This window comes from Citrobacter meridianamericanus (genome assembly GCF_041320245.1).
GTDB classification, from domain to species: Bacteria; Pseudomonadota; Gammaproteobacteria; order Enterobacterales; family Enterobacteriaceae; genus Citrobacter; species Citrobacter meridianamericanus.
In genome coordinates this window covers 5,243,342-5,266,534 of sequence record NZ_CP101036.1, presented here as the reverse complement: position 1 = coordinate 5,266,534, position 23,193 = coordinate 5,243,342, and the positions used below count along the sequence as shown (strand labels likewise).

16 protein-coding genes, 3 tRNA genes and 3 rRNA genes are annotated in these 23,193 nt (G+C 52.2%); 18 read left to right on the top strand and 4 right to left on the bottom strand.

Going from position 1 to position 23,193, the window contains the following annotated elements; all coding sequences use genetic code 11:
• From rbsA to rbsR, 5 genes are all read left to right on the top strand, one after another.
• Positions 1 to 1,506 carry a ribose ABC transporter ATP-binding protein RbsA gene (gene rbsA / locus NMD08_RS25545; RefSeq protein WP_003023764.1) on the top strand — a complete coding sequence of 502 codons (1,506 nt, stop codon included), beginning with the start codon at positions 1 to 3 and terminating at the stop codon, positions 1,504 to 1,506.
• A 5-nt stretch (positions 1,507 to 1,511) separates the two neighbouring features.
• The gene (gene rbsC / locus NMD08_RS25540; RefSeq protein WP_003023762.1) at positions 1,512 to 2,477 is read left to right on the top strand and encodes a ribose ABC transporter permease; all 966 of its coding nucleotides are present in this window, start codon (positions 1,512 to 1,514) and stop codon (positions 2,475 to 2,477) included.
• A gap of 24 nt (positions 2,478 to 2,501) precedes the next feature.
• Entirely contained in the window at positions 2,502 to 3,392 is an 891-nt protein-coding gene (rbsB, locus tag NMD08_RS25535; RefSeq protein WP_003023760.1) for a ribose ABC transporter substrate-binding protein RbsB, read from the top strand.
• A 141-nt stretch (positions 3,393 to 3,533) separates the two neighbouring features.
• Entirely contained in the window at positions 3,534 to 4,463 is a 930-nt protein-coding gene (gene rbsK / locus NMD08_RS25530; RefSeq protein WP_151217198.1) for a ribokinase, read from the top strand.
• A 3-nt stretch (positions 4,464 to 4,466) separates the two neighbouring features.
• Positions 4,467 to 5,459 (top strand): ribose operon transcriptional repressor RbsR, encoded by a 993-nt coding sequence (gene rbsR, locus NMD08_RS25525; RefSeq protein ID WP_151217200.1) that lies wholly within the window; start codon positions 4,467 to 4,469, stop codon positions 5,457 to 5,459.
• Here the strand turns inward: rbsR and mdtD are convergent.
• Together mdtD and NMD08_RS25515 are read right to left on the bottom strand one after the other, a co-directional pair.
• The gene (gene mdtD / locus NMD08_RS25520) at positions 5,425 to 6,852 is read right to left on the bottom strand and encodes a multidrug transporter subunit MdtD (protein ID WP_151217201.1); all 1,428 of its coding nucleotides are present in this window, start codon (positions 6,850 to 6,852) and stop codon (positions 5,425 to 5,427) included. The genes rbsR and mdtD overlap by 35 nt on opposite strands.
• Position 6,853: 1 nt before the next feature.
• Positions 6,854 to 7,558, bottom strand: a complete 705-nt coding sequence (locus tag NMD08_RS25515) for a FadR/GntR family transcriptional regulator (protein WP_151217203.1) — start codon at positions 7,556 to 7,558, stop codon at positions 6,854 to 6,856.
• 478 nt (positions 7,559 to 8,036) lie between these two features.
• Here NMD08_RS25515 and NMD08_RS25510 point away from each other — a divergent pair.
• The 6 genes from NMD08_RS25510 (at position 8,037) to NMD08_RS25485 (ending at position 13,337) form a co-directional block, all read left to right on the top strand.
• A 16S ribosomal RNA gene (locus tag NMD08_RS25510) occupies positions 8,037 to 9,577 on the top strand.
• Positions 9,578 to 9,662: 85 nt separating this feature from the next.
• A tRNA-Glu gene (locus NMD08_RS25505) sits at positions 9,663 to 9,738 on the top strand.
• Between the two features lie 219 nt (positions 9,739 to 9,957).
• Positions 9,958 to 12,862: ribosomal RNA gene (locus NMD08_RS25500) — 23S ribosomal RNA — on the top strand.
• Between the two features lie 99 nt (positions 12,863 to 12,961).
• A 5S ribosomal RNA gene (gene rrf, locus NMD08_RS25495) occupies positions 12,962 to 13,077 on the top strand.
• The 16S, 23S and 5S rRNA genes sit together here with 3 tRNA genes alongside, the layout of an rRNA operon.
• A gap of 55 nt (positions 13,078 to 13,132) precedes the next feature.
• Positions 13,133 to 13,209, top strand: a tRNA-Asp gene (locus tag NMD08_RS25490).
• Positions 13,210 to 13,261: 52 nt separating this feature from the next.
• Positions 13,262 to 13,337: transfer RNA gene (locus tag NMD08_RS25485), tRNA-Trp, on the top strand.
• Between the two features lie 99 nt (positions 13,338 to 13,436).
• Here NMD08_RS25485 and hdfR read toward each other — a convergent pair.
• The gene (gene hdfR / locus NMD08_RS25480) at positions 13,437 to 14,282 is read right to left on the bottom strand and encodes an HTH-type transcriptional regulator HdfR (RefSeq protein ID WP_151217296.1); all 846 of its coding nucleotides are present in this window, start codon (positions 14,280 to 14,282) and stop codon (positions 13,437 to 13,439) included.
• A gap of 106 nt (positions 14,283 to 14,388) precedes the next feature.
• Here hdfR and maoP point away from each other — a divergent pair, with 106 nt between their 5' ends.
• Positions 14,389 to 14,727: a macrodomain Ori organization protein MaoP gene (maoP, locus tag NMD08_RS25475; protein WP_003018025.1), complete on the top strand. Its 339-nt coding sequence runs from the start codon at positions 14,389 to 14,391 to the stop codon at positions 14,725 to 14,727.
• Positions 14,728 to 14,751: 24 nt separating this feature from the next.
• On the opposite strand, the gene NMD08_RS25470 is transcribed toward maoP, so the two are convergent.
• Positions 14,752 to 16,272: a YifB family Mg chelatase-like AAA ATPase gene (locus NMD08_RS25470; RefSeq protein WP_370619270.1), complete on the bottom strand. Its 1,521-nt coding sequence runs from the start codon at positions 16,270 to 16,272 to the stop codon at positions 14,752 to 14,754.
• A 352-nt stretch (positions 16,273 to 16,624) separates the two neighbouring features.
• On the opposite strand from NMD08_RS25470, the gene ilvL reads away from it, so the two are divergent.
• From ilvL to ilvA, 6 genes are all read left to right on the top strand, one after another.
• A complete protein-coding gene (gene ilvL, locus NMD08_RS25465; RefSeq protein ID WP_001311244.1) occupies positions 16,625 to 16,723 on the top strand; it encodes an ilv operon leader peptide in 99 nt (32 codons plus the stop codon).
• Between the two features lie 139 nt (positions 16,724 to 16,862).
• The gene (gene ilvG, locus NMD08_RS25460; RefSeq protein ID WP_370619268.1) at positions 16,863 to 18,509 is read left to right on the top strand and encodes an acetolactate synthase 2 catalytic subunit; all 1,647 of its coding nucleotides are present in this window, start codon (positions 16,863 to 16,865) and stop codon (positions 18,507 to 18,509) included.
• Positions 18,506 to 18,769, top strand: coding sequence for an acetolactate synthase 2 small subunit (gene ilvM, locus NMD08_RS25455; protein ID WP_003018017.1), 264 nt, complete (start codon positions 18,506 to 18,508; stop codon positions 18,767 to 18,769). Before ilvG ends, ilvM begins: the two co-directional genes overlap by 4 nt.
• A gap of 17 nt (positions 18,770 to 18,786) precedes the next feature.
• Positions 18,787 to 19,716, top strand: a complete 930-nt coding sequence (locus NMD08_RS25450; RefSeq protein WP_151217290.1) for a branched-chain amino acid transaminase — start codon at positions 18,787 to 18,789, stop codon at positions 19,714 to 19,716.
• 60 nt (positions 19,717 to 19,776) lie between these two features.
• A complete protein-coding gene (gene ilvD, locus NMD08_RS25445) occupies positions 19,777 to 21,627 on the top strand; it encodes a dihydroxy-acid dehydratase (protein WP_003844609.1) in 1,851 nt (616 codons plus the stop codon).
• A gap of 5 nt (positions 21,628 to 21,632) precedes the next feature.
• Positions 21,633 to 23,177, top strand: coding sequence for a threonine ammonia-lyase, biosynthetic (ilvA, locus tag NMD08_RS25440; protein ID WP_151217287.1), 1,545 nt, complete (start codon positions 21,633 to 21,635; stop codon positions 23,175 to 23,177).
• Positions 23,178 to 23,193 lie beyond the last annotated feature (16 nt).

Sequence of the window (23,193 nt, the reverse complement as noted above, 5' to 3'; positions counted from 1 at the left end):
ATGAACGCATTACTGCAACTCAAAGGGATCGATAAAGCGTTCCCGGGCGTAAAAGCGCTATCCGGCGCCGCGCTGAATGTCTATCCAGGCCGCGTAATGGCGCTGGTGGGCGAAAACGGCGCGGGCAAATCCACCATGATGAAGGTGCTGACCGGAATCTATACCCGTGATGCCGGTTCCTTATTGTGGCTGGGGAAAGAGACCACTTTTAACGGCCCAAAATCTTCCCAGGAAGCCGGAATCGGTATTATCCACCAGGAGCTGAACCTGATCCCGCAACTCACTATCGCCGAGAATATTTTTCTCGGTCGCGAGTTTGTGAATCGCTTTGGCAAAATAGACTGGAAGAAGATGTACGCCGAAGCCGATCTGCTGCTCGCCAAACTGAATCTGCGCTTTAAAAGCGACAGACTGGTCGGTGAGCTGTCGATTGGCGATCAGCAGATGGTCGAAATTGCTAAAGTGCTAAGCTTTGAATCGAAGGTCATCATTATGGATGAACCGACGGATGCCCTCACCGATACTGAAACCGAATCCCTGTTCCGCGTCATTCGCGAACTGAAATCCCAGGGACGCGGCATTGTCTATATTTCTCACCGCATGAAAGAGATCTTCGAGATTTGCGACGACGTCACCGTCTTTCGCGACGGGCAGTTTATTGCCGAGCGTGAAGTCGCATCGCTTACCGAAGACTCGTTGATTGAAATGATGGTGGGACGTAAGTTGGAAGATCAGTACCCGCGTCTGGAAAAAGCGCCGGGTGATATTCGCCTGAAGGTCGATAATCTGTGCGGTCCTGGCGTAAATGATGTGTCATTCACGCTGCGTAAAGGTGAGATCCTTGGCGTATCGGGGCTGATGGGGGCTGGGCGTACCGAGCTGATGAAGGTGTTGTACGGCGCATTGCCGCGTACCAGCGGCTACGTCACGCTTGATGGCCATGAAGTTGTCACCCGTTCGCCGCAGGATGGACTGGCTAACGGCATCGTCTATATTTCTGAAGACCGTAAACGCGATGGTTTAGTGCTCGGCATGTCGGTGAAAGAGAACATGTCACTGACCGCACTGCGTTATTTTAGTCGCGCAGGTGGAAGCCTTAAACATAAAGACGAGCAGCAGGCTGTAGGGGATTTTATTCGCCTGTTCAATGTTAAAACGCCATCGATGGAACAGGCTATCGGCCTGCTCTCCGGCGGTAACCAGCAGAAAGTAGCGATTGCACGCGGTCTGATGACCCGTCCAAAAGTTCTGATCCTCGATGAGCCGACGCGCGGCGTCGACGTTGGGGCGAAAAAAGAAATCTATCAGCTTATCAACCAGTTTAAGGCTGATGGGTTGAGTATCATTCTGGTCTCTTCTGAGATGCCAGAAGTATTGGGCATGAGCGATCGAATTATCGTTATGCATGAAGGGCATCTCGGCGGTGAATTCACTCGCGAGCAGGCCACTCAGGAAGTATTAATGGCTGCCGCTGTGGGCAAGCTTAATCGCGTGAATCAGGAGTAAAAAAGATGACTACCCAGGCTGTTTCTGGTCGCCGTTATTTCACTAAAGCATGGCTTCTGGAGCAAAAGTCGCTCATCGCTCTGTTAGTGCTGATCGCGATTGTTTCCACCATGAGCCCTAACTTTTTTACCGTTAATAACCTGTTCAACATTCTCCAGCAAACGTCGGTGAATGCCATTATGGCCGTCGGGATGACGTTGGTTATCCTGACGTCGGGTATCGATCTGTCCGTCGGTTCCTTGCTGGCGCTGACCGGTGCGGTTGCGGCTTCGATTGTAGGGATTGAAGTCAATGCGCTGGTGGCTGTTGCTGCGGCTCTGGCGCTTGGCGCTGCCATTGGCGCGGTAACCGGGGTGATTGTCGCGAAAGGCCGCGTGCAGGCCTTTATTGCGACTCTGGTGATGATGCTGCTGCTGCGCGGTGTGACCATGGTTTACACCAACGGCAGCCCGGTAAACACCGGGTTTACTGATAATGCCGATCTGTTTGGTTGGTTCGGGATTGGGCGTCCATTAGGCGTTCCTACGCCAGTGTGGATCATGGGGATTGTCTTCCTCGCAGCGTGGTACATGTTGCACCACACGCGTCTGGGTCGTTATATCTATGCACTGGGTGGTAACGAAGCGGCAACGCGTCTGTCCGGAATCAGCGTCAGTAAAATCAAAATTATCGTTTACTCACTGTGCGGTCTGCTGGCATCGCTGGCGGGTATCATTGAAGTCGCGCGCCTCTCCTCTGCGCAACCGACGGCAGGTACAGGCTATGAGCTGGATGCTATCGCTGCGGTGGTATTAGGCGGTACCAGCCTCGCGGGTGGTAAAGGACGAATTGTTGGGACGCTGATCGGCGCATTGATTCTTGGTTTCCTCAATAATGGTTTGAATTTGTTAGGTGTATCCTCCTATTACCAGATGATCGTCAAAGCGGTGGTGATTTTGCTGGCGGTACTGGTAGACAACAAAAAGCAGTAACAACGATTACAGGACATCTTAAATATGAACATGAAAAAACTGGCTACCCTGGTTTCTGCTGTTGCGCTGAGCGCCACCGTGAGCGCGAATGCGATGGCGAAAGATACCATTGCGCTGGTGGTCTCCACCCTCAACAACCCGTTCTTTGTCTCTCTGAAGGATGGGGCGCAAAAAGAGGCAGATAAGCTGGGCTACAACCTGGTGATTCTGGACTCGCAAAACAACCCGGCGAAAGAGCTGGCTAACGTTCAGGATTTAACGGTTCGCGGGACCAAAATTCTGCTGATCAACCCGACTGACTCCGATGCAGTGGGTAACGCCGTGAAGATGGCTAACCAGGCGAAAATTCCGGTTATCACCCTTGACCGCGTAGCGTCTAAAGGCGAAGTGGTAAGCCATATTGCATCTGATAACGTGCTGGGCGGCAAAATTGCGGGTGATTACATCGCGAAGAAAGCAGGTGAAGGCGCGAAAGTTATCGAACTACAGGGTATTGCCGGTACTTCTGCGGCGCGTGAGCGTGGCGAAGGTTTCCAGCAGGCCGTTGCGGCGCACAAGTTTAACGTCCTGGCCAGCCAGCCGGCAGACTTCGACCGTACTAAAGGTCTGAACGTCATGCAGAACCTGCTGACCGCGCATCCAGACGTGCAGGCCGTATTTGCTCAGAACGATGAAATGGCGCTGGGTGCGTTGCGCGCGCTGCAAACGGCGGGTAAATCTGATGTGATGGTGGTTGGATTTGACGGCACTCCAGATGGCGAAAAAGCAGTAAATGATGGCAAACTGGCTGCGACCATTGCTCAGCTGCCGGATCAAATCGGCGCGAAAGGCGTTGAGACTGCGGATAAAGTCCTGAAAGGCGAGAAGGTTCAGGCTAAATATCCGGTTGACCTGAAGCTGGTCATCAAGCAGTAATACCGATTCAGGTCGCTCGCGACCTGATGGAGACATAAATACGCCATCCATGGATCTTGTTCTGAGGATGAAAGCGTAAAAAGAAAAGCAGGGCACGCGCCACCCTAACCCGGTGGCGCACTTTGACTTGGAACACCAAATATGAAAACCGCAGGCAACCTCGTTGTTCTTGGCAGTATCAATGCCGATCACATCCTCAACCTTAACTCTTTCCCAACACCGGGTGAAACCGTAACCGGTAGCCATTATCAGGTGGCATTTGGCGGTAAAGGCGCGAATCAGGCTGTTGCTGCGGGTCGGAGTGGCGCGAATATCGCATTTATTGCCTGTACGGGCGATGATGATATTGGCGAAAGTGTTCGTAAACAGTTAGCCAAAGATAATATCGATATTGCTCCGATTAGCGTAATTTCGGGGGAATCGACCGGTGTGGCGTTGATTTTTGTGAATGGTGAAGGCGAGAATGTCATTGGCATTCATGCTGGTGCGAACGCAGCACTTTCGCCCGCACTGGTGGAAGCGCAGCATGAGCGTATTGCGCAGGCGTCCGCTTTGCTGATGCAGTTAGAGTCTCCGATCGAAAGCGTACTGGCTGCGGCAAAGATTGCCCATCAGAATAAGACTCTGGTCGCCCTTAACCCAGCTCCGGCACGTGAACTTTCTGACGAGCTGCTGGCGCTGGTGGATATTATTACCCCGAATGAAACTGAGGCTGAAAAGCTGACGGGGATCCGGGTTGAAAATGATAAAGATGCGGCCAAAGCGGCGCAGGCATTGCACGCGAAGGGGATCCATACTGTATTGATTACCTTAGGGAGTCGCGGTGTGTGGGCCAGCGTAAACGGTGAAGGTCAGCGAGTACCGGGTTTTAAAGTTGATGCTGTGGATACCATCGCCGCCGGGGATACCTTTAACGGCGCGTTAATTACAGCGTTACTGGAAGAGACTCCGCTGCCTGAAGCGATCCGTTTTGCGCATGCGGCTGCGGCGATTGCGGTCACCCGTAAAGGCGCTCAGCCTTCCGTTCCATGGCGCGAAGAAATAGAAGCGTTTTTAAGTCAGCAGAGGTAACGCTTGGCTACAATGAAGGACGTCGCCCGCCTGGCGGGAGTTTCCACATCGACGGTTTCTCACGTCATTAATAAAGATCGCTTTGTCAGTGAGCCTGTTACTGACAAAGTTGAAGCGGCGATTAAAGAACTTAACTACGCGCCCTCTGCACTGGCGCGTAGTCTCAAGTTAAACCAGACCCGCACTATTGGCATGTTAATTACTGCCAGTACCAATCCCTTCTATTCCGAACTCGTACGCGGCGTTGAACGTAGCTGTTTTGAACGCGGTTATAGCCTGGTGCTGTGTAATACCGAAGGTGATGAACAGCGCATGAACCGTAATCTGGAAACGTTGATGCAAAAACGGGTGGACGGCTTGCTGTTGCTCTGCACGGAAACACATCAACCTTCCAGGGAGATAATGCAACGCTATCCTTCTATACCGACCGTCATGATGGACTGGTCGCCTTTTGATGGTGAAAGCGATCTGATTCAGGATAATTCCTTGTTGGGCGGAGATTTAGCCACTCAACATCTGATTGAAAAAGGGTTTACGCGCATTGCCTGCATCACCGGGCCGCTGGATAAAACCCCGGCGCGTTTACGTCTGGAAGGATATCGTGAAGCAATGAAGCGGGCGGGTTTGCTTGTTCCTGAAGGTTACGAGATTACCGGTGACTTTGAGTTCGGCGGCGGCTTTGAGGCTATGCAGACGTTGCTGTCGCATAAACTGCGACCGCAGGCCGTTTTTACCGGCAATGATGCCATGGCGGTCGGCGCGTATCAGGCTCTGTACCAGTCAGGATTACGCATTCCGCAGGATATGGCGGTGGTGGGATATGATGATATTGAGCTGGCGCGCTATATGACGCCGCCGCTGACGACTATCCATCAACCAAAAGATGAATTGGGCGAACTGGCCATCGATGTATTAATTCATCGAATGGCGCAGCCCGCATTGCAGCAACAGCGCTTGCAGCTTACTCCTGTTTTGATGGAGCGGGGGTCGGTTTAGGCTTATGTCGCTCTTTAATCAGGTTACGTCCATCTTTGGCTTTTAGCAGCATGAACATCAGCGCGGACACTACTGTGATAGCGCCCATCGTCATAAAGGTGTAGTGGAACTGCTCTACCGTATTCGTTCCTTCCATACCTTCATAGATACGCAGAACGGCGGCGCTGATGGCGACCCCTAAACTGATTGATAACTGCTGCGTAACGGCCAGCACGCTGTTGCCGCTGCTGGCGTTTTCATCGGTCAGATCCGCCAGAGTGATGGTATTCATTGAGGTAAACTGAGTGGACATCGCCATACCTAAAATGAACAACGGCAGAATTAGCATCCAGACCGGCATGGCGGGAGATTGCAATGCGAACTGCGCAATCATCAGACCAATAAATACTGTAACACCCACCAATGTTGTCCTGTAACCGAGTCGGCGCAGCACCTGAGTCACCATCGATTTCGCCAGTATTGAACCCAGCGCTGTTGGCGCCATCATGCAACCGGCTATCAGCGCCGGATATCCAAAGCCTACCTGCAACATCAGCGGCATTAAGAAAGGTACGCACCCTGTACCCAGACGTGTGGCAAGGTTTCCGGCGATCCCGACGGAAAAGGTTCGGGTCTTAAAAATAGGTAGCGATATCAGCGGCGTTGGATGACGGCGTGCGTGTCGAATGTAGGCGAGTAGTAACAAAACGCTGGCAAGAATAATGCTGAGCGCTATCCAGGTTGCGACCAGCTTCTCACCGAACAGCTCAACTCCACTGGAAAACAGCACCAGGCTCAAACCAAACAGAAAAAAACCGGTCATATCAAAGCCACGGCGTGGTGTGGTGAAGTTCGGCATATATTTGCGTGCATAGAAGATACCGGCAACGCCAATTGGAATATTAATCAGGAAGATCCAGTGCCAACTGGCCCACGTGACCAAAACCCCGCCTAAAACAGGGCCTAAAATCGGCCCCACAAGTCCTGGCATGGTTACGAAGTTAAGTACAGGAAGTAGTTCACTGCGAGGGTAAGCGCGCAATAATGCCAGACGGGCAACCGGCATCATCATGGCACCGCCGATACCCTGAATAACGCGAAAAATCACCAGTTCGCTTAGGGAGCTGGACAGCGCGCAGGCCAACGATCCCAGCGTAAACAGGCTAACTGCTATCATAAAGACGCGCCGGGTGCCGAACCTGTCTGCCAACCAGCCACTCACTGGGATCAGCATTGCCACCGTCAGGGTATAACTGATGATGGCCGATTGCATGGCAAGTGGGGAACGGTTGAGGCTGTGTGCGATTGCGGGTAACGCAGTATTTAGGATAGTGGCGTCTAATGCCTGCATAAAAAAGGCCATGGCAGCTATCCACGGTAGTCCGGCCATACTGCGTGATTTCTTTTCTGACATATTATTTATCCGGTAGCACGTTCGGTGCCATCAGCAATGCCTGACAGGCAGTGAAAGCGCGATCCCCATTGCTATCATCTATCGCATCGACAATGGCCTGGTGCAAATCCAGCTTAACCACATCGTTATATGTAATAGAAGTAAAGTAGGTTTGGTAAACAGAATGGAACAGTGATGCAAAGGAGATAAGGAACGGATTAGCACTCATTTCATAGATGTGTTCATGCCAGGCGATATCAACCTCAATCCAGCGCTCACGTCTGAAGTTTCTTTTCAACTCAACCATCTCTTCCATCAGCGTGTTGAGATGCGCTTTCTGTTCTGCCGTGCCGATAGTTGCCGCCAGTAAACATGCCTGAGGCTCCAGGCTGATACGCATTACCAGAAAATGTTTAATGACCTGTGGGAAGTTATCTTCCGTCATCCACCAGGTGAGCAGTTCCTGGTCGAGGAAGTTCCAGTTTGCCTGCGGCATGACGCGTGTACCAATACGCGGGCGCGGTAATACCATACCCTTTGCCGTTAACGTTTTTACCGCTTCTCTTACTGCGGTACGACTTACGCCAAACTGATCGCCCAGCTCTATTTCACCAGGCAGTATCGCGCCTGGTGCATATTCACCTTTTAGTATTCGCTGAGCCAGCTTTTCGGCCAAAACGTAGGACAGGTTTTTCTGTGCGGCTAGCTGTTGGGCATTTAACGGCATGAATGTTCTTCCTTACTCTTTTTCTTATTCATTAGTATGCCACCAGGAACTGTGATTGCGGCTGCAAAAACGGCAATTTGCTTATTTTATGGCATGTTAATGGTGATTTTGGTGAAAAAATACGCGTTCAGAAAGTTATTTTAAATTTCCCCTTGTCAGCCTGAAATAACTCCCTATAATGCGCCTCCACTGACACGGAACAACGGATTACAAGCCGCCGGGTCAGCGGGGTTCCACTGAGAACTTCGACGAAGAAAGTACAATTAAATGCTTGACTTCGTAGCGGGATGGCGTAATATGCACACCCCGCGCCGCTCAGAAAAAGCGAAGCGGCACTGCTCTTTAACAATTTATCAGACAATCTGTGTGGGCACTCGAAGATACGGATTCTTAACGTCGCAAGACGAAAAATGAATACCAAGTCTCTGAGTGAACATACGTAATTCATTACGAAGTTTAATTCACGAGCATCAAACTTAAATTGAAGAGTTTGATCATGGCTCAGATTGAACGCTGGCGGCAGGCCTAACACATGCAAGTCGAACGGTAGCACAAAGGAGCTTGCTCCTTGGGTGACGAGTGGCGGACGGGTGAGTAATGTCTGGGAAACTGCCCGATGGAGGGGGATAACTACTGGAAACGGTAGCTAATACCGCATAACGTCGCAAGACCAAAGAGGGGGACCTTCGGGCCTCTTGCCATCGGATGTGCCCAGATGGGATTAGCTAGTAGGTGGGGTAACGGCTCACCTAGGCGACGATCCCTAGCTGGTCTGAGAGGATGACCAGCCACACTGGAACTGAGACACGGTCCAGACTCCTACGGGAGGCAGCAGTGGGGAATATTGCACAATGGGCGCAAGCCTGATGCAGCCATGCCGCGTGTATGAAGAAGGCCTTCGGGTTGTAAAGTACTTTCAGCGAGGAGGAAGGTGTTGAGGTTAATAACCTCAGCAATTGACGTTACTCGCAGAAGAAGCACCGGCTAACTCCGTGCCAGCAGCCGCGGTAATACGGAGGGTGCAAGCGTTAATCGGAATTACTGGGCGTAAAGCGCACGCAGGCGGTCTGTCAAGTCGGATGTGAAATCCCCGGGCTCAACCTGGGAACTGCATCCGAAACTGGCAGGCTAGAGTCTTGTAGAGGGGGTAGAATTCCAGGTGTAGCGGTGAAATGCGTAGAGATCTGGAGGAATACCGGTGGCGAAGGCGGCCCCCTGGACAAAGACTGACGCTCAGGTGCGAAAGCGTGGGGAGCAAACAGGATTAGATACCCTGGTAGTCCACGCCGTAAACGATGTCGACTTGGAGGTTGTGCCCTTGAGGCGTGGCTTCCGGAGCTAACGCGTTAAGTCGACCGCCTGGGGAGTACGGCCGCAAGGTTAAAACTCAAATGAATTGACGGGGGCCCGCACAAGCGGTGGAGCATGTGGTTTAATTCGATGCAACGCGAAGAACCTTACCTACTCTTGACATCCAGAGAACTTGGCAGAGATGCCTTGGTGCCTTCGGGAACTCTGAGACAGGTGCTGCATGGCTGTCGTCAGCTCGTGTTGTGAAATGTTGGGTTAAGTCCCGCAACGAGCGCAACCCTTATCCTTTGTTGCCAGCGGTTAGGCCGGGAACTCAAAGGAGACTGCCAGTGATAAACTGGAGGAAGGTGGGGATGACGTCAAGTCATCATGGCCCTTACGAGTAGGGCTACACACGTGCTACAATGGCATATACAAAGAGAAGCGACCTCGCGAGAGCAAGCGGACCTCATAAAGTATGTCGTAGTCCGGATTGGAGTCTGCAACTCGACTCCATGAAGTCGGAATCGCTAGTAATCGTGGATCAGAATGCCACGGTGAATACGTTCCCGGGCCTTGTACACACCGCCCGTCACACCATGGGAGTGGGTTGCAAAAGAAGTAGGTAGCTTAACCTTCGGGAGGGCGCTTACCACTTTGTGATTCATGACTGGGGTGAAGTCGTAACAAGGTAACCGTAGGGGAACCTGCGGTTGGATCACCTCCTTACCTTAAAGAAACGTTCTTTGTAGTGCTCACACAGATTGTCTGATGAAAAGTAAATAGCAAGGCGTCTTGCGATTGAGACTTACACGTCCCCTTCGTCTAGAGGCCCAGGACACCGCCCTTTCACGGCGGTAACAGGGGTTCGAATCCCCTAGGGGACGCCACTTGCTGGTATGTGTGAGTGAAAGTCGCCGACCCCGATATCTCAAAACTCATCTTCGGGTGACGTTTGAGATATTTGCTCTTTAAAAATCTGGATCAAGCTGAAAATTGAAACGACACACTGTTTCATTTCTCCGTAATAAGAAATGAAAAGCGGTGTGTTCGAGTCTCTCAAATTTTCGCAACACGATGGTGTTTTACGAAACATCTTCGGGTTGTGAGGTTAAGCGACTAAGCGTACACGGTGGATGCCCTGGCAGTCAGAGGCGATGAAGGACGTGCTAATCTGCGATAAGCGTCGGTAAGGTGATATGAACCGTTATAACCGGCGATTTCCGAATGGGGAAACCCAGTGTGATTCGTCACACTATCATTACGTGAATACATAGCGTAATGAAGCGAACCGGGGGAACTGAAACATCTAAGTACCCCGAGGAAAAGAAATCAACCGAGATTCCCCCAGTAGCGGCGAGCGAACGGGGAGCAGCCCAGAGTCTGAATCAGCTTGTGTGTTAGTGGAACGGTCTGGAAAGTCCGACGGTACAGGGTGATAGTCCCGTACACCAAAATGCACAGGTTGTGAACTCGAAGAGTAGGGCGGGACACGTGGTATCCTGTCTGAATATGGGGGGACCATCCTCCAAGGCTAAATACTCCTGACTGACCGATAGTGAACCAGTACCGTGAGGGAAAGGCGAAAAGAACCCCGGCGAGGGGAGTGAAAAAGAACCTGAAACCGTGTACGTACAAGCAGTGGGAGCATCCTTCGGGGTGTGACTGCGTACCTTTTGTATAATGGGTCAGCGACTTATATTCTGTAGCAAGGTTAACCGTATAGGGGAGCCGAAGGGAAACCGAGTCTTAACTGGGCGTTAAGTTGCAGGGTATAGACCCGAAACCCGGTGATCTAGCCATGGGCAGGTTGAAGGTTGGGTAACACTAACTGGAGGACCGAACCGACTAATGTTGAAAAATTAGCGGATGACTTGTGGCTGGGGGTGAAAGGCCAATCAAACCGGGAGATAGCTGGTTCTCCCCGAAAGCTATTTAGGTAGCGCCTCGTGAATTCATCTTCGGGGGTAGAGCACTGTTTCGGCTAGGGGGTCATCCCGACTTACCAACCCGATGCAAACTGCGAATACCGAAGAATGTTATCACGGGAGACACACGGCGGGTGCTAACGTCCGTCGTGAAGAGGGAAACAACCCAGACCGCCAGCTAAGGTCCCAAAGTCATGGTTAAGTGGGAAACGATGTGGGAAGGCACAGACAGCCAGGATGTTGGCTTAGAAGCAGCCATCATTTAAAGAAAGCGTAATAGCTCACTGGTCGAGTCGGCCTGCGCGGAAGATGTAACGGGGCTAAACCATGCACCGAAGCTGCGGCAGCGACACTATGTGTTGTTGGGTAGGGGAGCGTTCTGTAAGCCGTTGAAGGTGTGTCGTGAGGCATGCTGGAGGTATCAGAAGTGCGAATGCTGACATAAGTAACGATAATGCGGGTGAAAAACCCGCACGCCGGAAGACCAAGGGTTCCTGTCCAACGTTAATCGGGGCAGGGTGAGTCGACCCCTAAGGCGAGGCCGAAAGGCGTAGTCGATGGGAAACAGGTTAATATTCCTGTACTTGGTGTTACTGCGAAGGGGGACGGAGAAGGCTATGTTGGCCGGGCGACGGTTGTCCCGGTTTAAGCATGTAGGCGGAGGTTCCAGGTAAATCCGGTACCTTTTAACGCTGAGGTGTGATGACGAGGCACTACGGTGCTGAAGTGACAAATGCCCTGCTTCCAGGAAAAGCCTCTAAGCATCAGGTAACACGAAATCGTACCCCAAACCGACACAGGTGGTCAGGTAGAGAATACCAAGGCGCTTGAGAGAACTCGGGTGAAGGAACTAGGCAAAATGGTGCCGTAACTTCGGGAGAAGGCACGCTGATATGTAGGTGAAGCGGTTTACCCGTGGAGCTGAAATCAGTCGAAGATACCAGCTGGCTGCAACTGTTTATTAAAAACACAGCACTGTGCAAACACGAAAGTGGACGTATACGGTGTGACGCCTGCCCGGTGCCGGAAGGTTAATTGATGGGGTTATCCGTAAGGAGAAGCTCTTGATCGAAGCCCCGGTAAACGGCGGCCGTAACTATAACGGTCCTAAGGTAGCGAAATTCCTTGTCGGGTAAGTTCCGACCTGCACGAATGGCGTAATGATGGCCAGGCTGTCTCCACCCGAGACTCAGTGAAATTGAACTCGCTGTGAAGATGCAGTGTACCCGCGGCAAGACGGAAAGACCCCGTGAACCTTTACTATAGCTTGACACTGAACACTGGTCCTTGATGTGTAGGATAGGTGGGAGGCTTTGAAGCGTGGACGCCAGTCTGCGTGGAGCCAACCTTGAAATACCACCCTTTAATGGCTGGTGTTCTAACGTGGACCCGTGATCCGGGTTGCGGACAGTGTCTGGTGGGTAGTTTGACTGGGGCGGTCTCCTCCTAAAGAGTAACGGAGGAGCACGAAGGTTAGCTAATCCTGGTCGGACATCAGGAGGTTAGTGCAAAGGCATAAGCTAGCTTGACTGCGAGAGTGACGGCTCGAGCAGGTGCGAAAGCAGGTCTTAGTGATCCGGTGGTTCTGAATGGAAGGGCCATCGCTCAACGGATAAAAGGTACTCCGGGGATAACAGGCTGATACCGCCCAAGAGTTCATATCGACGGCGGTGTTTGGCACCTCGATGTCGGCTCATCACATCCTGGGGCTGAAGTAGGTCCCAAGGGTATGGCTGTTCGCCATTTAAAGTGGTACGCGAGCTGGGTTTAGAACGTCGTGAGACAGTTCGGTCCCTATCTGCCGTGGGCGCTGGAGAATTGAGGGGGCTGCTCCTAGTACGAGAGGACCGGAGTGGACGCATCACTGGTGTTCGGGTTGTCATGCCAATGGCACTGCCCGGTAGCTAAATGCGGAAGAGATAAGTGCTGAAAGCATCTAAGCACGAAACTTGCCCCGAGATGAGTTCTCCCTGAGACTTTAAGTCTCCTGAAGGAACGTTAAAGACGATGACGTTGATAGGTCGGGTGTGTAAGCGTAGCGATACGTTGAGCTAACCGATACTAATGAACCGTGAGGCTTAACCTTACAACGCCGAAGATGTTTTGGCGAAGATACAGACACAAGATTCAGCCTGATTACAGATGACATCGACAGACTAAAAAGTGTGTTGATAAACAGAATTTGCCTGGCGGCTGTAGCGCGGTGGTCCCACCTGACCCCATGCCGAACTCAGAAGTGAAACGCCGTAGCGCCGATGGTAGTGTGGGGTCTCCCCATGCGAGAGTAGGGAACTGCCAGGCATCAAATTGCAGTAAACCGGGATGAATAATCCGGGTAGTGACAAAGAAATTCGGTGGAGCGGTAGTTCAGTTGGTTAGAATACCTGCCTGTCACGCAGGGGGTCGCGGGTTCGAGTCCCGTCCGTTCCGCCACTTATTAGAAAATTAAGCCTGCTATCAAGCAGGCTTAATGATAAGAAAATTTAGGGGCGTAGCTCAGTTGGTAGAGCACCGGTCTCCAAAACCGGGTGTCGCGAGTTCGAGTCTCTCCGCCCCTGCCAGAAACAATCCTTAGCATTCTTGCTAAGGATTTTTTTTTCGTGCAATTCAACATTGTCTTCCTTCTGTTTTTACTCCCGGCATCCTTGCCAGTATTTACCTTAATCTTCCAGAATATTTGTTCTCAATAGATCGCAGATCAGTGCATGTTTATCGCTGTTTTGCAGCCAAACTGCATATAAAGGGCGAGATAGCGTTGTACTGTCGGTAACCGTATGGAGATCGCTTTTGGTTTTGGCCCAGTTGACAGGAAGCCAGCTAAAGCCCTTAATCACAGAAAGCTGTTGCCTGGCCAGTTCAGCTGAACTGGTGGTGAGTACCGGCACTTCATCTCCCGCGATCAATCCCGCTTCGTGTTGTTGAAAATCGGGTCCCCATTCCAGACGTAGATAGTTCAGTTCATCTTTGGTTTGCGATGGAGAACTACAATAGAGCGCCAGCGTGAAATATCCCAACAGTTGGCTGCTAAATTCGTCCATTTTGGGCGTTTCGGTCGTAATCAGTAGATCAAGCTGTCGTTCATGAAGCTGTTTTACCAATGACTGGCGCTGAGCGATCCTCGCTTCAAACTGCAGGCTGGACTGTGGCTCCTGAGATTGATATAAACGTCTCAACCAGTCATTAAGCATGCACTCCCAGAGAGATGCGCTGGCGCCGATAGAAAACTCGTTATGCCGCGAGGTATTCGCAACTTCCTTACGTGCTGCTTGCCACGTATTCATCAGGGTTTCAGCGTAAGGCAATAATTTTTCACCTGCGGCGGTCAAACGGATATTGTTTCTGTGTCGAGTGAACAGGTTTACACCCAATTGATTTTCCAGCTGTCTGATCCGAAAACTAACCGCTGACTGGGTCAGATAGAGCGCTTCAGCAGCCCTGCCAAAGTGGCGTGTCCGGCTAACTTCCAGGAAAGTTTTTAACAATTCCGTATCCACAACTCGCTCCATAAAATAATTTGTCGTTATGATTTAAATCTTTTGTTTGACGCTCTGTCAAGCGTAACTAATACTCCGCGCCATAAATAGCTCGGCCAAAGAATTAGGAGCGTGCAGGATGGCGGAAAGCTTTACGACGACTAATCGATATTTCGATAATAAATATTATCCCCGCGGATTCTCCCGTCATGGTGATTTCACCATTAAAGAAGCACAACTGCTTGAGCGTCACGGTTATGCTTTCAACGAGCTGGATCTGGGTAAGCGTGAGCCGGTAACTGAAGAAGAGAAACTGTTTGTTGCGGTATGCCGTGGTGAACGTGAGCCGGTTACTGAAGCTGAACGCGTGTGGTCTAAATACATGACGCGTATTAAGCGTCCAAAACGCTTCCACACGCTTTCTGGTGGGAAACCTCAGGTGGAAGGCGCAGAAGACTACACCGAATCTGATGATTAATAAAAAAGGGCGAAAGCCCTTTTTTTATGCCAGTAGTTTCTGCAAATGAATGAGTAACCTGTCTATCGCCCGGTATCCAACGGCTTCCTGTAAGTGTTGGCGAGAGATGCGATCACATTGTTCTATATCCGCAATCGTTCTAGCGACCTTTATCAGACGCAGCCAGGCGCGGATAGATAATCCGAGATGCGCGAGCGTTTCTTCCAGCCATTGAGCATCGTCGCTGTGCAGTGGGCAGTATTTATGAATATCCTGGCTGTTCAGGTGCGCGTTTAACTTATTTTGCCGCAGATACTGACGCTCTCGTGCTGCTATAACGCGTTGCTTAACCGTTGCACTATCTTCCCCTTTCACTGCGCTCTGACTGAGTATGCCGGGCGGTGGTAAGGGGATTTCGAGGGAGAGGTCGAAGCGATCGAGAAATGGTCCTGACAGTCGATTGAGGTAGCGCAGCGTCTGTTCTGGAGTACAGCGATTATGATTCCCCTGATAATGGCCTGTAGGGCTTGGATTCATCGCTGCTATAAGTTGAAAGCGCGCGGGATAGGTTATTTTTGCTCTGGTGCGGGATAGATGGATCTGCCCGGACTCGATGGGTTCGCGCAAGGCATCCAGCGTACGCCGTTCAAACTCGGGTAGTTCATCCAGAAACAGTATGCCGTTATGCGCCAGAGAGATCTCGCCTGGTGCAGGAATAGAGCCTCCACCGACCATGGCCGTTAATGAAGCACTGTGATGTGGTGAACGAAAAGGGCGTTGCTTCCATTGTTTTTGTATCGTTTCGGAATTAACCAGACTGAGTATCGCAGCACTTTCCAGCGCTTCATCGTTGTTAAGCGGTGGGAGCAGACCTCTGAGGCGACTGGCCAACATGGTCTTGCCCGTACCCGGCGGGCCAATGAGCAAGAGGTTATGACCGCCAGCTGCGGTAAGCTCCAGCCCGCGTTTACCCTGTTCCTGGCCGATAACATCGCTCAGGTCGTCGGCGAATGCGTCGGGCGTAAAATCTGCGGCTGAGGGCCTGTCTAAATCGTGCTTACCTTCGAGAAATGCGCATACGGTCTGCAGGTGATCTGCGATCAGGCATCCTTCGCCGTGTATCAGTCCAACTTCAGCGGCATTCTCTGTGGCGACAATAATTCTCCTGCCTGCACGAATGGCTTCGGTTGCGCTTGATATCGCGCCGGGAACGCCGCGTAACGCGCCTGTAAGCGCTAATTCACCGACCAGCTCATATGCATCGAGATTATGGGTTGTAAGCTGCTCAGAAGCGGCCAGAAGCGCAACAGCGATAGGTAAATCATATCGCCCCCCTTCTTTCGGAAGATCGGCTGGAGCGAGATTTATGGTTATCTTCTTTGCCGGGAATTCATACCCGCTATTAATTATCGCACTGCGTACCCGATCGCGAGCCTCTTTCACCGTCGTTTCCGGCAGCCCCACCATGGTTAAACCGGGCAGGCCGTTGCTGATATGTACCTCGACAGTAATGGCGGGTGCATTTACGCCCAACGCGGCGCGTGTATGAATGATCGATAGTGACATAATGCCTCCTGATGACAGTATTATGTCGCAATACATCGCGGCAAGATTTTACATAATTACGCCTTTTAGGTGCTGATTCATGTGTTTTATTGTAATTCACAATAAGTTGCATCTAGTCTGGGATGACGCCCGCAAATGCTTTTGAATAGACTTTTTATTGGGGATCGGGCTGCTGAGAATTACCTGAAACGTGAAATATTTTCATTTTTGATTTTTTGTATAAAAAACAACGATATTTATCTAAACCGTTAATGGCGTCAGAAAAACGAATAAAAAAATATCTTGTGTCATTTGCAAATTCTATGGTAACTCTTTAGGTATTCCTTCGAACAAGATGCAAGAAAATACAAAAATGACAGCCCTTCTACGAGTGATTAGCCTGGTCGTGATTAGCGTGGTGGTGATTATTATCCCACCGTGCGGGGCTGCACTTGGACGAGGAAAGGCTTAGAAAACAAGCCTTAACGAACTAAGACCCCCGCACCGAAAGGTTCGGGGGTTTTTTTTGACCTTAAAAACTTAAACGAGGAGCAGAAAGTGAGTATCAGCATAAAATTCTGTTTCTCAAGATTTACGGCGGGGATGTAACTATGAATGGGGCACAGTGGGTGGTACATGCGTTGCGTGCACAGGGGGTTCAAACCGTCTTTGGTTATCCCGGTGGCGCAATTATGCCGGTTTACGATGCGCTGTATGACGGCGGCGTAGAACACCTGTTGTGCAGACATGAGCAGGGCGCAGCGATGGCGGCGATTGGCTATGCCCGAGCGACGGGTAAAACCGGCGTTTGTATCGCCACTTCCGGTCCTGGTGCTACTAACCTGATCACCGGACTTGCCGATGCGCTGTTAGATTCTGTTCCTGTGGTGGCGATCACCGGTCAGGTGGCATCACCTTTCATCGGAACGGATGCATTCCAGGAAGTGGATGTTCTGGGTATGTCTCTGTCCTGCACCAAACACAGTTTTCTGGTGCAATCACTGGAAGAACTGCCGCGCATCATGGCTGAGGCTTTCGCCGTGGCGAATTCCGGTCGTCCGGGCCCGGTTCTGGTTGATATCCCAAAAGACATCCAATTAGCCAGCGGTTCGCTGGAGCCATATTTTACGACCGTCGAAAACATTGAGGCTTTCCCGCACGCTGATGTTGAGCAGGCGCGTAACATGCTGGCGCAGGCGCAAAAACCGATCCTGTACGTAGGTGGCGGCGTAGGCATGGCGCAGGCAGTTCCGGCCCTGCGTGAGTTTATTATGCTTACCCAAATGCCGGTCGCCTGTACGCTGAAAGGCCTGGGCGCAGTAGATGCTAACTACCCATACTATTTGGGTATGTTGGGAATGCACGGTACTAAAGCTGCAAATTTCGCGGTGCAAGAGTGTGATTTACTGATTGCAGTTGGCGCACGTTTTGATGACCGGGTGACCGGTAAGCTGAATACTTTCGCACCGAACGCCAGCGTGATCCACATGGATATCGACCCGGCGGAAATGAATAAACTGCGCCAGGCGCACGTGGCGCTGCAAGGCGATTTAAATGCGTTGCTGCCGGCATTACAGCAACCGTTGAAGATTGACGAATGGCGTCAGTACAGTGCTGAGCTGCGCGCAGAGCATACCTGGCGCTATGACCATCCGGGCGAAGCTATTTATGCGCCGTTATTGCTGAAACAGCTTTCAGACCGCAAACCAGCCGACAGCGTAGTAACAACGGATGTTGGTCAGCATCAGATGTGGTCGGCACAGCATATGACCTACACCCGCCCGGAAAATTTTATCACGTCGAGCGGCTTGGGTACGATGGGCTTTGGCTTGCCTGCTGCGGTTGGCGCGCAGGTTGCTCGCCCGAATGATACGGTAATCTGTATCTCCGGTGACGGTTCCTTCATGATGAATGTACAGGAGCTGGGCACCGTAAAACGCAAGCAGTTGCCACTGAAGATAGTTTTACTCGACAACCAGCGGTTAGGCATGGTGCGACAATGGCAGCAGCTGTTTTTTCAGGAACGTTATAGCGAAACTACCCTTACCGATAACCCCGATTTCCTCATGTTGGCCAGCGCTTTCGGCATACCTGGCCAGCACATCACCCGTAAAGACCAGGTTGAAGCGGCACTCGACACCATGCTGAACAGCGAGGGGCCATATCTGCTTCATGTCTCAATCGACGAACTTGAGAATGTCTGGCCTCTGGTGCCACCTGGCGCCAGCAACTCAGAAATGCTGGAGAAATTATCATGATGCAACATCAGGTCGCCGTTGAGGCTCGTTTCAATCCGGAAACGTTAGAACGTGTTTTACGCGTGGTACGCCATCGTGGTTTTCAGGTGTGCTCCATGAATATGGAAGCCGCCAGCGATGCGCAGAATATAAATATCGAATTGACCGTTGCCAGCCCCCGGTCGGTCGACTTACTGTTTAGTCAGTTAAGTAAACTGGTGGATGTTGCACATGTTGCCATCTGTCAGAGCACAACCACATCACAACAAATCCGCGCCTGAGCGCAAAAGGAAGAAAAATGACGACGAAAAAAGCTGATTACATTTGGTCTAATGGCGAGATGATTCGTTGGGAAGACGCGAAGGTCCACGTGATGTCCCACGCGCTGCACTACGGTACTTCCGTATTTGAAGGTATTCGTTGCTACGATTCTCACAAAGGGCCGGTGGTGTTCCGTCATCGTGAACATATGCAGCGTCTGCGTGATTCAGCCAAGATCTATCGTTTTCCGGTATCTCAGAGCGTTGATGAGCTGATGGAAGCGTGCCGCGAAGTGATTCGTAAAAACAACCTGACCAGCGCCTATATCCGTCCACTGGTGTTTGTTGGCGATGTAGGGATGGGCGTTAACCCGCCAGCGGGTTACACCACTGATGTGATTATCGCCGCGTTCCCGTGGGGGGCTTACCTCGGAGCTGAAGCGTTGGAACAGGGGATCGACGCGATGGTTTCTTCCTGGAACCGCGTTGCACCGAATACTATCCCTACCGCTGCCAAGGCTGGTGGTAACTATTTGTCTTCACTGCTGGTGGGTAGCGAAGCGCGTCGTCATGGCTACCAGGAAGGTATTGCGCTGGATGTGAATGGCTACATCTCAGAAGGCGCGGGCGAAAACCTGTTTGAAGTAAAAGACGGCATTTTATTTACTCCGCCATTTACTTCTTCCGCCCTGCCGGGTATCACCCGTGACGCGATCATTAAGCTGGCGAAAGATCTCAATATTGAAGTGCGTGAGCAGGTGCTTTCCCGTGAATCGCTGTACCTGGCCGACGAAGTATTTATGTCCGGTACTGCGGCCGAAATCACCCCAGTACGTAGCGTCGATGGTATCCAGGTGGGCGAAGGCCGCTGTGGTCCGGTCACCAAACGCATCCAGCAGGCCTTCTTTGGCCTCTTCACCGGTGAAACGGAAGATAAATACGGCTGGTTGGATCAGGTTAATCAATAAACATAAATTTGGGACGGCACGCACCGTCCCAATTATTAGACAGACGGGAGTTAATCAAGCATGCCTAAGTATCGTTCTGCTACCACCACCCACGGCCGCAATATGGCGGGTGCCCGCGCACTGTGGCGCGCCACCGGGATGACCGATGATGATTTCGGTAAACCGATTATTGCTGTGGTGAACTCTTTTACCCAGTTTGTGCCGGGCCATGTCCACCTGCGCGATCTCGGTAAGCTGGTTGCCGAACAAATCGAAGCCTCAGGCGGTGTGGCAAAAGAGTTCAACACCATTGCTGTGGATGATGGTATCGCCATGGGCCACGGGGGCATGCTGTATTCACTGCCGTCGCGCGAGCTGATCGCTGACTCCGTTGAGTACATGGTTAACGCTCACTGCGCCGATGCGATGGTCTGTATCTCTAACTGCGACAAAATTACCCCGGGGATGTTAATGGCCTCCTTGCGCCTGAACATTCCGGTGATCTTTGTTTCCGGCGGCCCGATGGAAGCCGGGAAAACCAAGCTCTCTGACCAAATTATCAAGCTCGACCTGGTTGATGCGATGATTCAAGGCGCTGACCCGAAAGTTTCCGACTCGCAGAGCGAGCAGGTTGAACGTTCTGCCTGTCCGACCTGCGGCTCATGCTCCGGGATGTTCACCGCAAACTCCATGAACTGTCTGACCGAAGCGCTGGGTTTATCGCAGCCGGGTAACGGTTCGCTGCTGGCGACTCACGCCGACCGTAAAACGTTGTTCCTTAACGCGGGTAAACGCATCGTTGAGCTGACTAAACGCTACTATGAGCAGGATGATGCTTCTGCGCTGCCGCGCAACATTGCCAGCAAGGCGGCGTTTGAGAATGCCATGACGTTGGATATCGCCATGGGCGGCTCCACCAACACCGTTCTGCACCTGCTGGCGGCCGCACAGGAAGCGGAAATCGACTTCACCATGAGTGATATCGACAAGCTGTCCCGCAAAGTCCCACAGCTGTGTAAAGTGGCGCCGAGCACGCAGAAATACCATATGGAAGACGTGCACCGCGCAGGCGGCGTACTGGGTATTTTAGGCGAACTGGACCGAGCCGGGCTGCTGAACCGTGACGTGAAAAACGTGCTGGGACTGACTCTGCCGCAAACGCTTGATCGGTATGATGTGATGCTGACCAAAGATGATGCGGTGAAAAAAATGTTCCGCGCTGGCCCGGCGGGCATCCGTACCACCCAGGCGTTCTCGCAGGACTGCCGCTGGGACACGCTGGATGACGATCGTGCCGAAGGCTGTATCCGTTCGCTGGAACACGCTTACAGTAAAGACGGCGGTCTGGCGGTACTCTACGGTAACTTCGCGGAAAACGGCTGTATCGTGAAAACCGCAGGTGTGGATGACAGCATCCTGAAATTTACCGGCCCGGCGAAAGTGTACGAAAGCCAGGATGACGCGGTTGAGGCGATCCTTGGCGGCAAAGTGGTGGCGGGCGACGTGGTTGTCATTCGTTACGAAGGACCGAAAGGCGGGCCGGGCATGCAGGAAATGCTCTACCCAACCACCTTCCTGAAATCGATGGGCCTTGGTAAAGCCTGTGCGTTGATCACCGACGGACGTTTCTCCGGCGGCACATCCGGCCTGTCTATCGGCCACGTTTCCCCGGAAGCGGCCAGCGGTGGCAACATTGCGATCATCGAAGATGGCGACATGATTGCTATTGATATCCCGAATCGCGGTATCCAGTTACAACTAAGTGATGCGGAAATCGCTGCGCGTCGCGAAGCGCAGGAAGCACGCGGTGACAAAGCCTGGACGCCTAAAGATCGTCAGCGTCAGGTTTCTTTTGCGCTACGCGCCTATGCCAGTCTGGCAACCAGCGCCGACAAAGGCGCGGTGCGCGATAAGTCAAAACTCGGGGGATAATGATCATGGCGGATTCACAACCTCTATCCGGTGCTCCTGAGGGCGCTGAGTATCTCAGAGCGGTACTGCGTGCGCCGGTATACGAAGCGGCGCAGGTAACGCCGCTACAAAAAATGGAAAAGCTCTCTTCGCGCCTCGATAACGTGATTCTGGTCAAGCGCGAAGACCGTCAACCCGTTCACAGCTTCAAGCTGCGTGGAGCCTACGCCATGATGGCGGGCCTGACCGAAGAGCAAAAAGCGCATGGGGTCATCACCGCATCGGCGGGTAATCATGCTCAAGGTGTCGCGTTCTCTTCTGCGCGATTAGGCGTGAAGGCACTGATTGTCATGCCAACGGCTACCGCCGATATCAAAGTTGATGCCGTACGCGGCTTCGGTGGAGAAGTGCTGTTGCACGGCGCGAATTTTGATGAAGCCAAAGCCAAAGCGATTGAGCTGTCGCAGCAGCAGGGTTTTACCTGGGTTCCGCCGTTTGACCATCCGATGGTGATTGCCGGGCAGGGCACGCTGGCGCTGGAGTTATTGCAACAGGATGCTCACCTCGACCGCGTATTTGTCCCGGTAGGCGGCGGCGGATTAGCGGCAGGCGTGGCGGTGTTGATCAAACAGCTGATGCCACAGATCAAAGTGATTGCCGTGGAAGCTGAAGATTCCGCCTGCCTGAAAGCGGCGCTGGATGCCGGACAACCGGTCGATCTTCCGCGTGTGGGTCTCTTTGCTGAAGGTGTGGCGGTGAAGCGTATCGGCGATGAAACTTTCCGTCTGTGCCAGGAATACCTCGACGACATCGTTACCGTTGATAGCGATGCAATCTGCGCGGCAATGAAAGACCTGTTCGAAGACGTGCGTGCGGTGGCGGAACCTTCCGGGGCGTTGGCATTAGCAGGGATGAAAAAGTACATCGCCCAGCATAATATTCGCGGTGAACGACTGGCACATGTGTTGTCAGGTGCGAACGTTAACTTCCACGGCCTGCGCTACGTGTCTGAACGCTGTGAGTTGGGAGAACAGCGCGAAGCGCTGCTGGCAGTCACTATCCCGGAAGAAAAAGGCAGCTTCCTCAAGTTCTGCCAGTTGCTGGGTGGACGCTCGGTGACCGAGTTTAACTACCGCTTTGCCGATGCCAAAGATGCCTGCATTTTTGTCGGCGTACGCCTGAGTCGTGGTCTGGAAGAACGTAAAGAAATCCTCCAGTTGCTTAGTGACGGCGGTTACAGCGTGGTGGATCTGTCTGACGACGAAATGGCGAAGCTGCACGTGCGCTATATGGTTGGCGGCCGTCCGTCGAAACCCTTGCAGGAACGTCTGTTCAGCTTTGAATTCCCCGAATCGCCAGGGGCGTTGCTCAAATTCCTGCATACCCTGGGTACGCACTGGAATATTTCATTATTCCACTACCGCAGTCACGGCACCGATTACGGTCGTGTACTGGCGGCGTTTGAGTTGGGTGAGCACGAGCCTGATTTCGAAACGCGGCTGAACGAACTGGGCTATGATTGTCATGATGAAACGCATAACCCGGCGTTCCGTTTTTTCCTCGCGGGTTAGCAGTCGCCATTAAAAA

Bases quoted from the DNA above. Each gene is read 5' to 3' on its own strand.
- rbsA (WP_003023764.1), top strand. From the start codon at position 1: ATGAACGCATTACTGCAACTCAAAGGGATCGATAAAGCGTTCCCGGGC.
- rbsC (WP_003023762.1), top strand. From the start codon at position 1,512: ATGACTACCCAGGCTGTTTCTGGTCGCCGTTATTTCACTAAAGCATGG.
- rbsB (WP_003023760.1), top strand. From the start codon at position 2,502: ATGAACATGAAAAAACTGGCTACCCTGGTTTCTGCTGTTGCGCTGAGC.
- rbsK (WP_151217198.1), top strand. From the start codon at position 3,534: ATGAAAACCGCAGGCAACCTCGTTGTTCTTGGCAGTATCAATGCCGAT.
- mdtD (WP_151217201.1), bottom strand. From the start codon at position 6,852: ATGTCAGAAAAGAAATCACGCAGTATGGCCGGACTACCGTGGATAGCT.
- NMD08_RS25515 (WP_151217203.1), bottom strand. From the start codon at position 7,558: ATGCCGTTAAATGCCCAACAGCTAGCCGCACAGAAAAACCTGTCCTAC.
- hdfR (WP_151217296.1), bottom strand. From the start codon at position 14,282: ATGGAGCGAGTTGTGGATACGGAATTGTTAAAAACTTTCCTGGAAGTT.
- maoP (WP_003018025.1), top strand. From the start codon at position 14,389: ATGGCGGAAAGCTTTACGACGACTAATCGATATTTCGATAATAAATAT.
- NMD08_RS25470 (WP_370619270.1), bottom strand. From the start codon at position 16,272: ATGTCACTATCGATCATTCATACACGCGCCGCGTTGGGCGTAAATGCA.
- ilvL (WP_001311244.1), top strand. From the start codon at position 16,625: ATGACAGCCCTTCTACGAGTGATTAGCCTGGTCGTGATTAGCGTGGTG.
- ilvG (WP_370619268.1), top strand. From the start codon at position 16,863: ATGAATGGGGCACAGTGGGTGGTACATGCGTTGCGTGCACAGGGGGTT.
- ilvM (WP_003018017.1), top strand. From the start codon at position 18,506: ATGATGCAACATCAGGTCGCCGTTGAGGCTCGTTTCAATCCGGAAACG.
- NMD08_RS25450 (WP_151217290.1), top strand. From the start codon at position 18,787: ATGACGACGAAAAAAGCTGATTACATTTGGTCTAATGGCGAGATGATT.
- ilvD (WP_003844609.1), top strand. From the start codon at position 19,777: ATGCCTAAGTATCGTTCTGCTACCACCACCCACGGCCGCAATATGGCG.
- ilvA (WP_151217287.1), top strand. From the start codon at position 21,633: ATGGCGGATTCACAACCTCTATCCGGTGCTCCTGAGGGCGCTGAGTAT.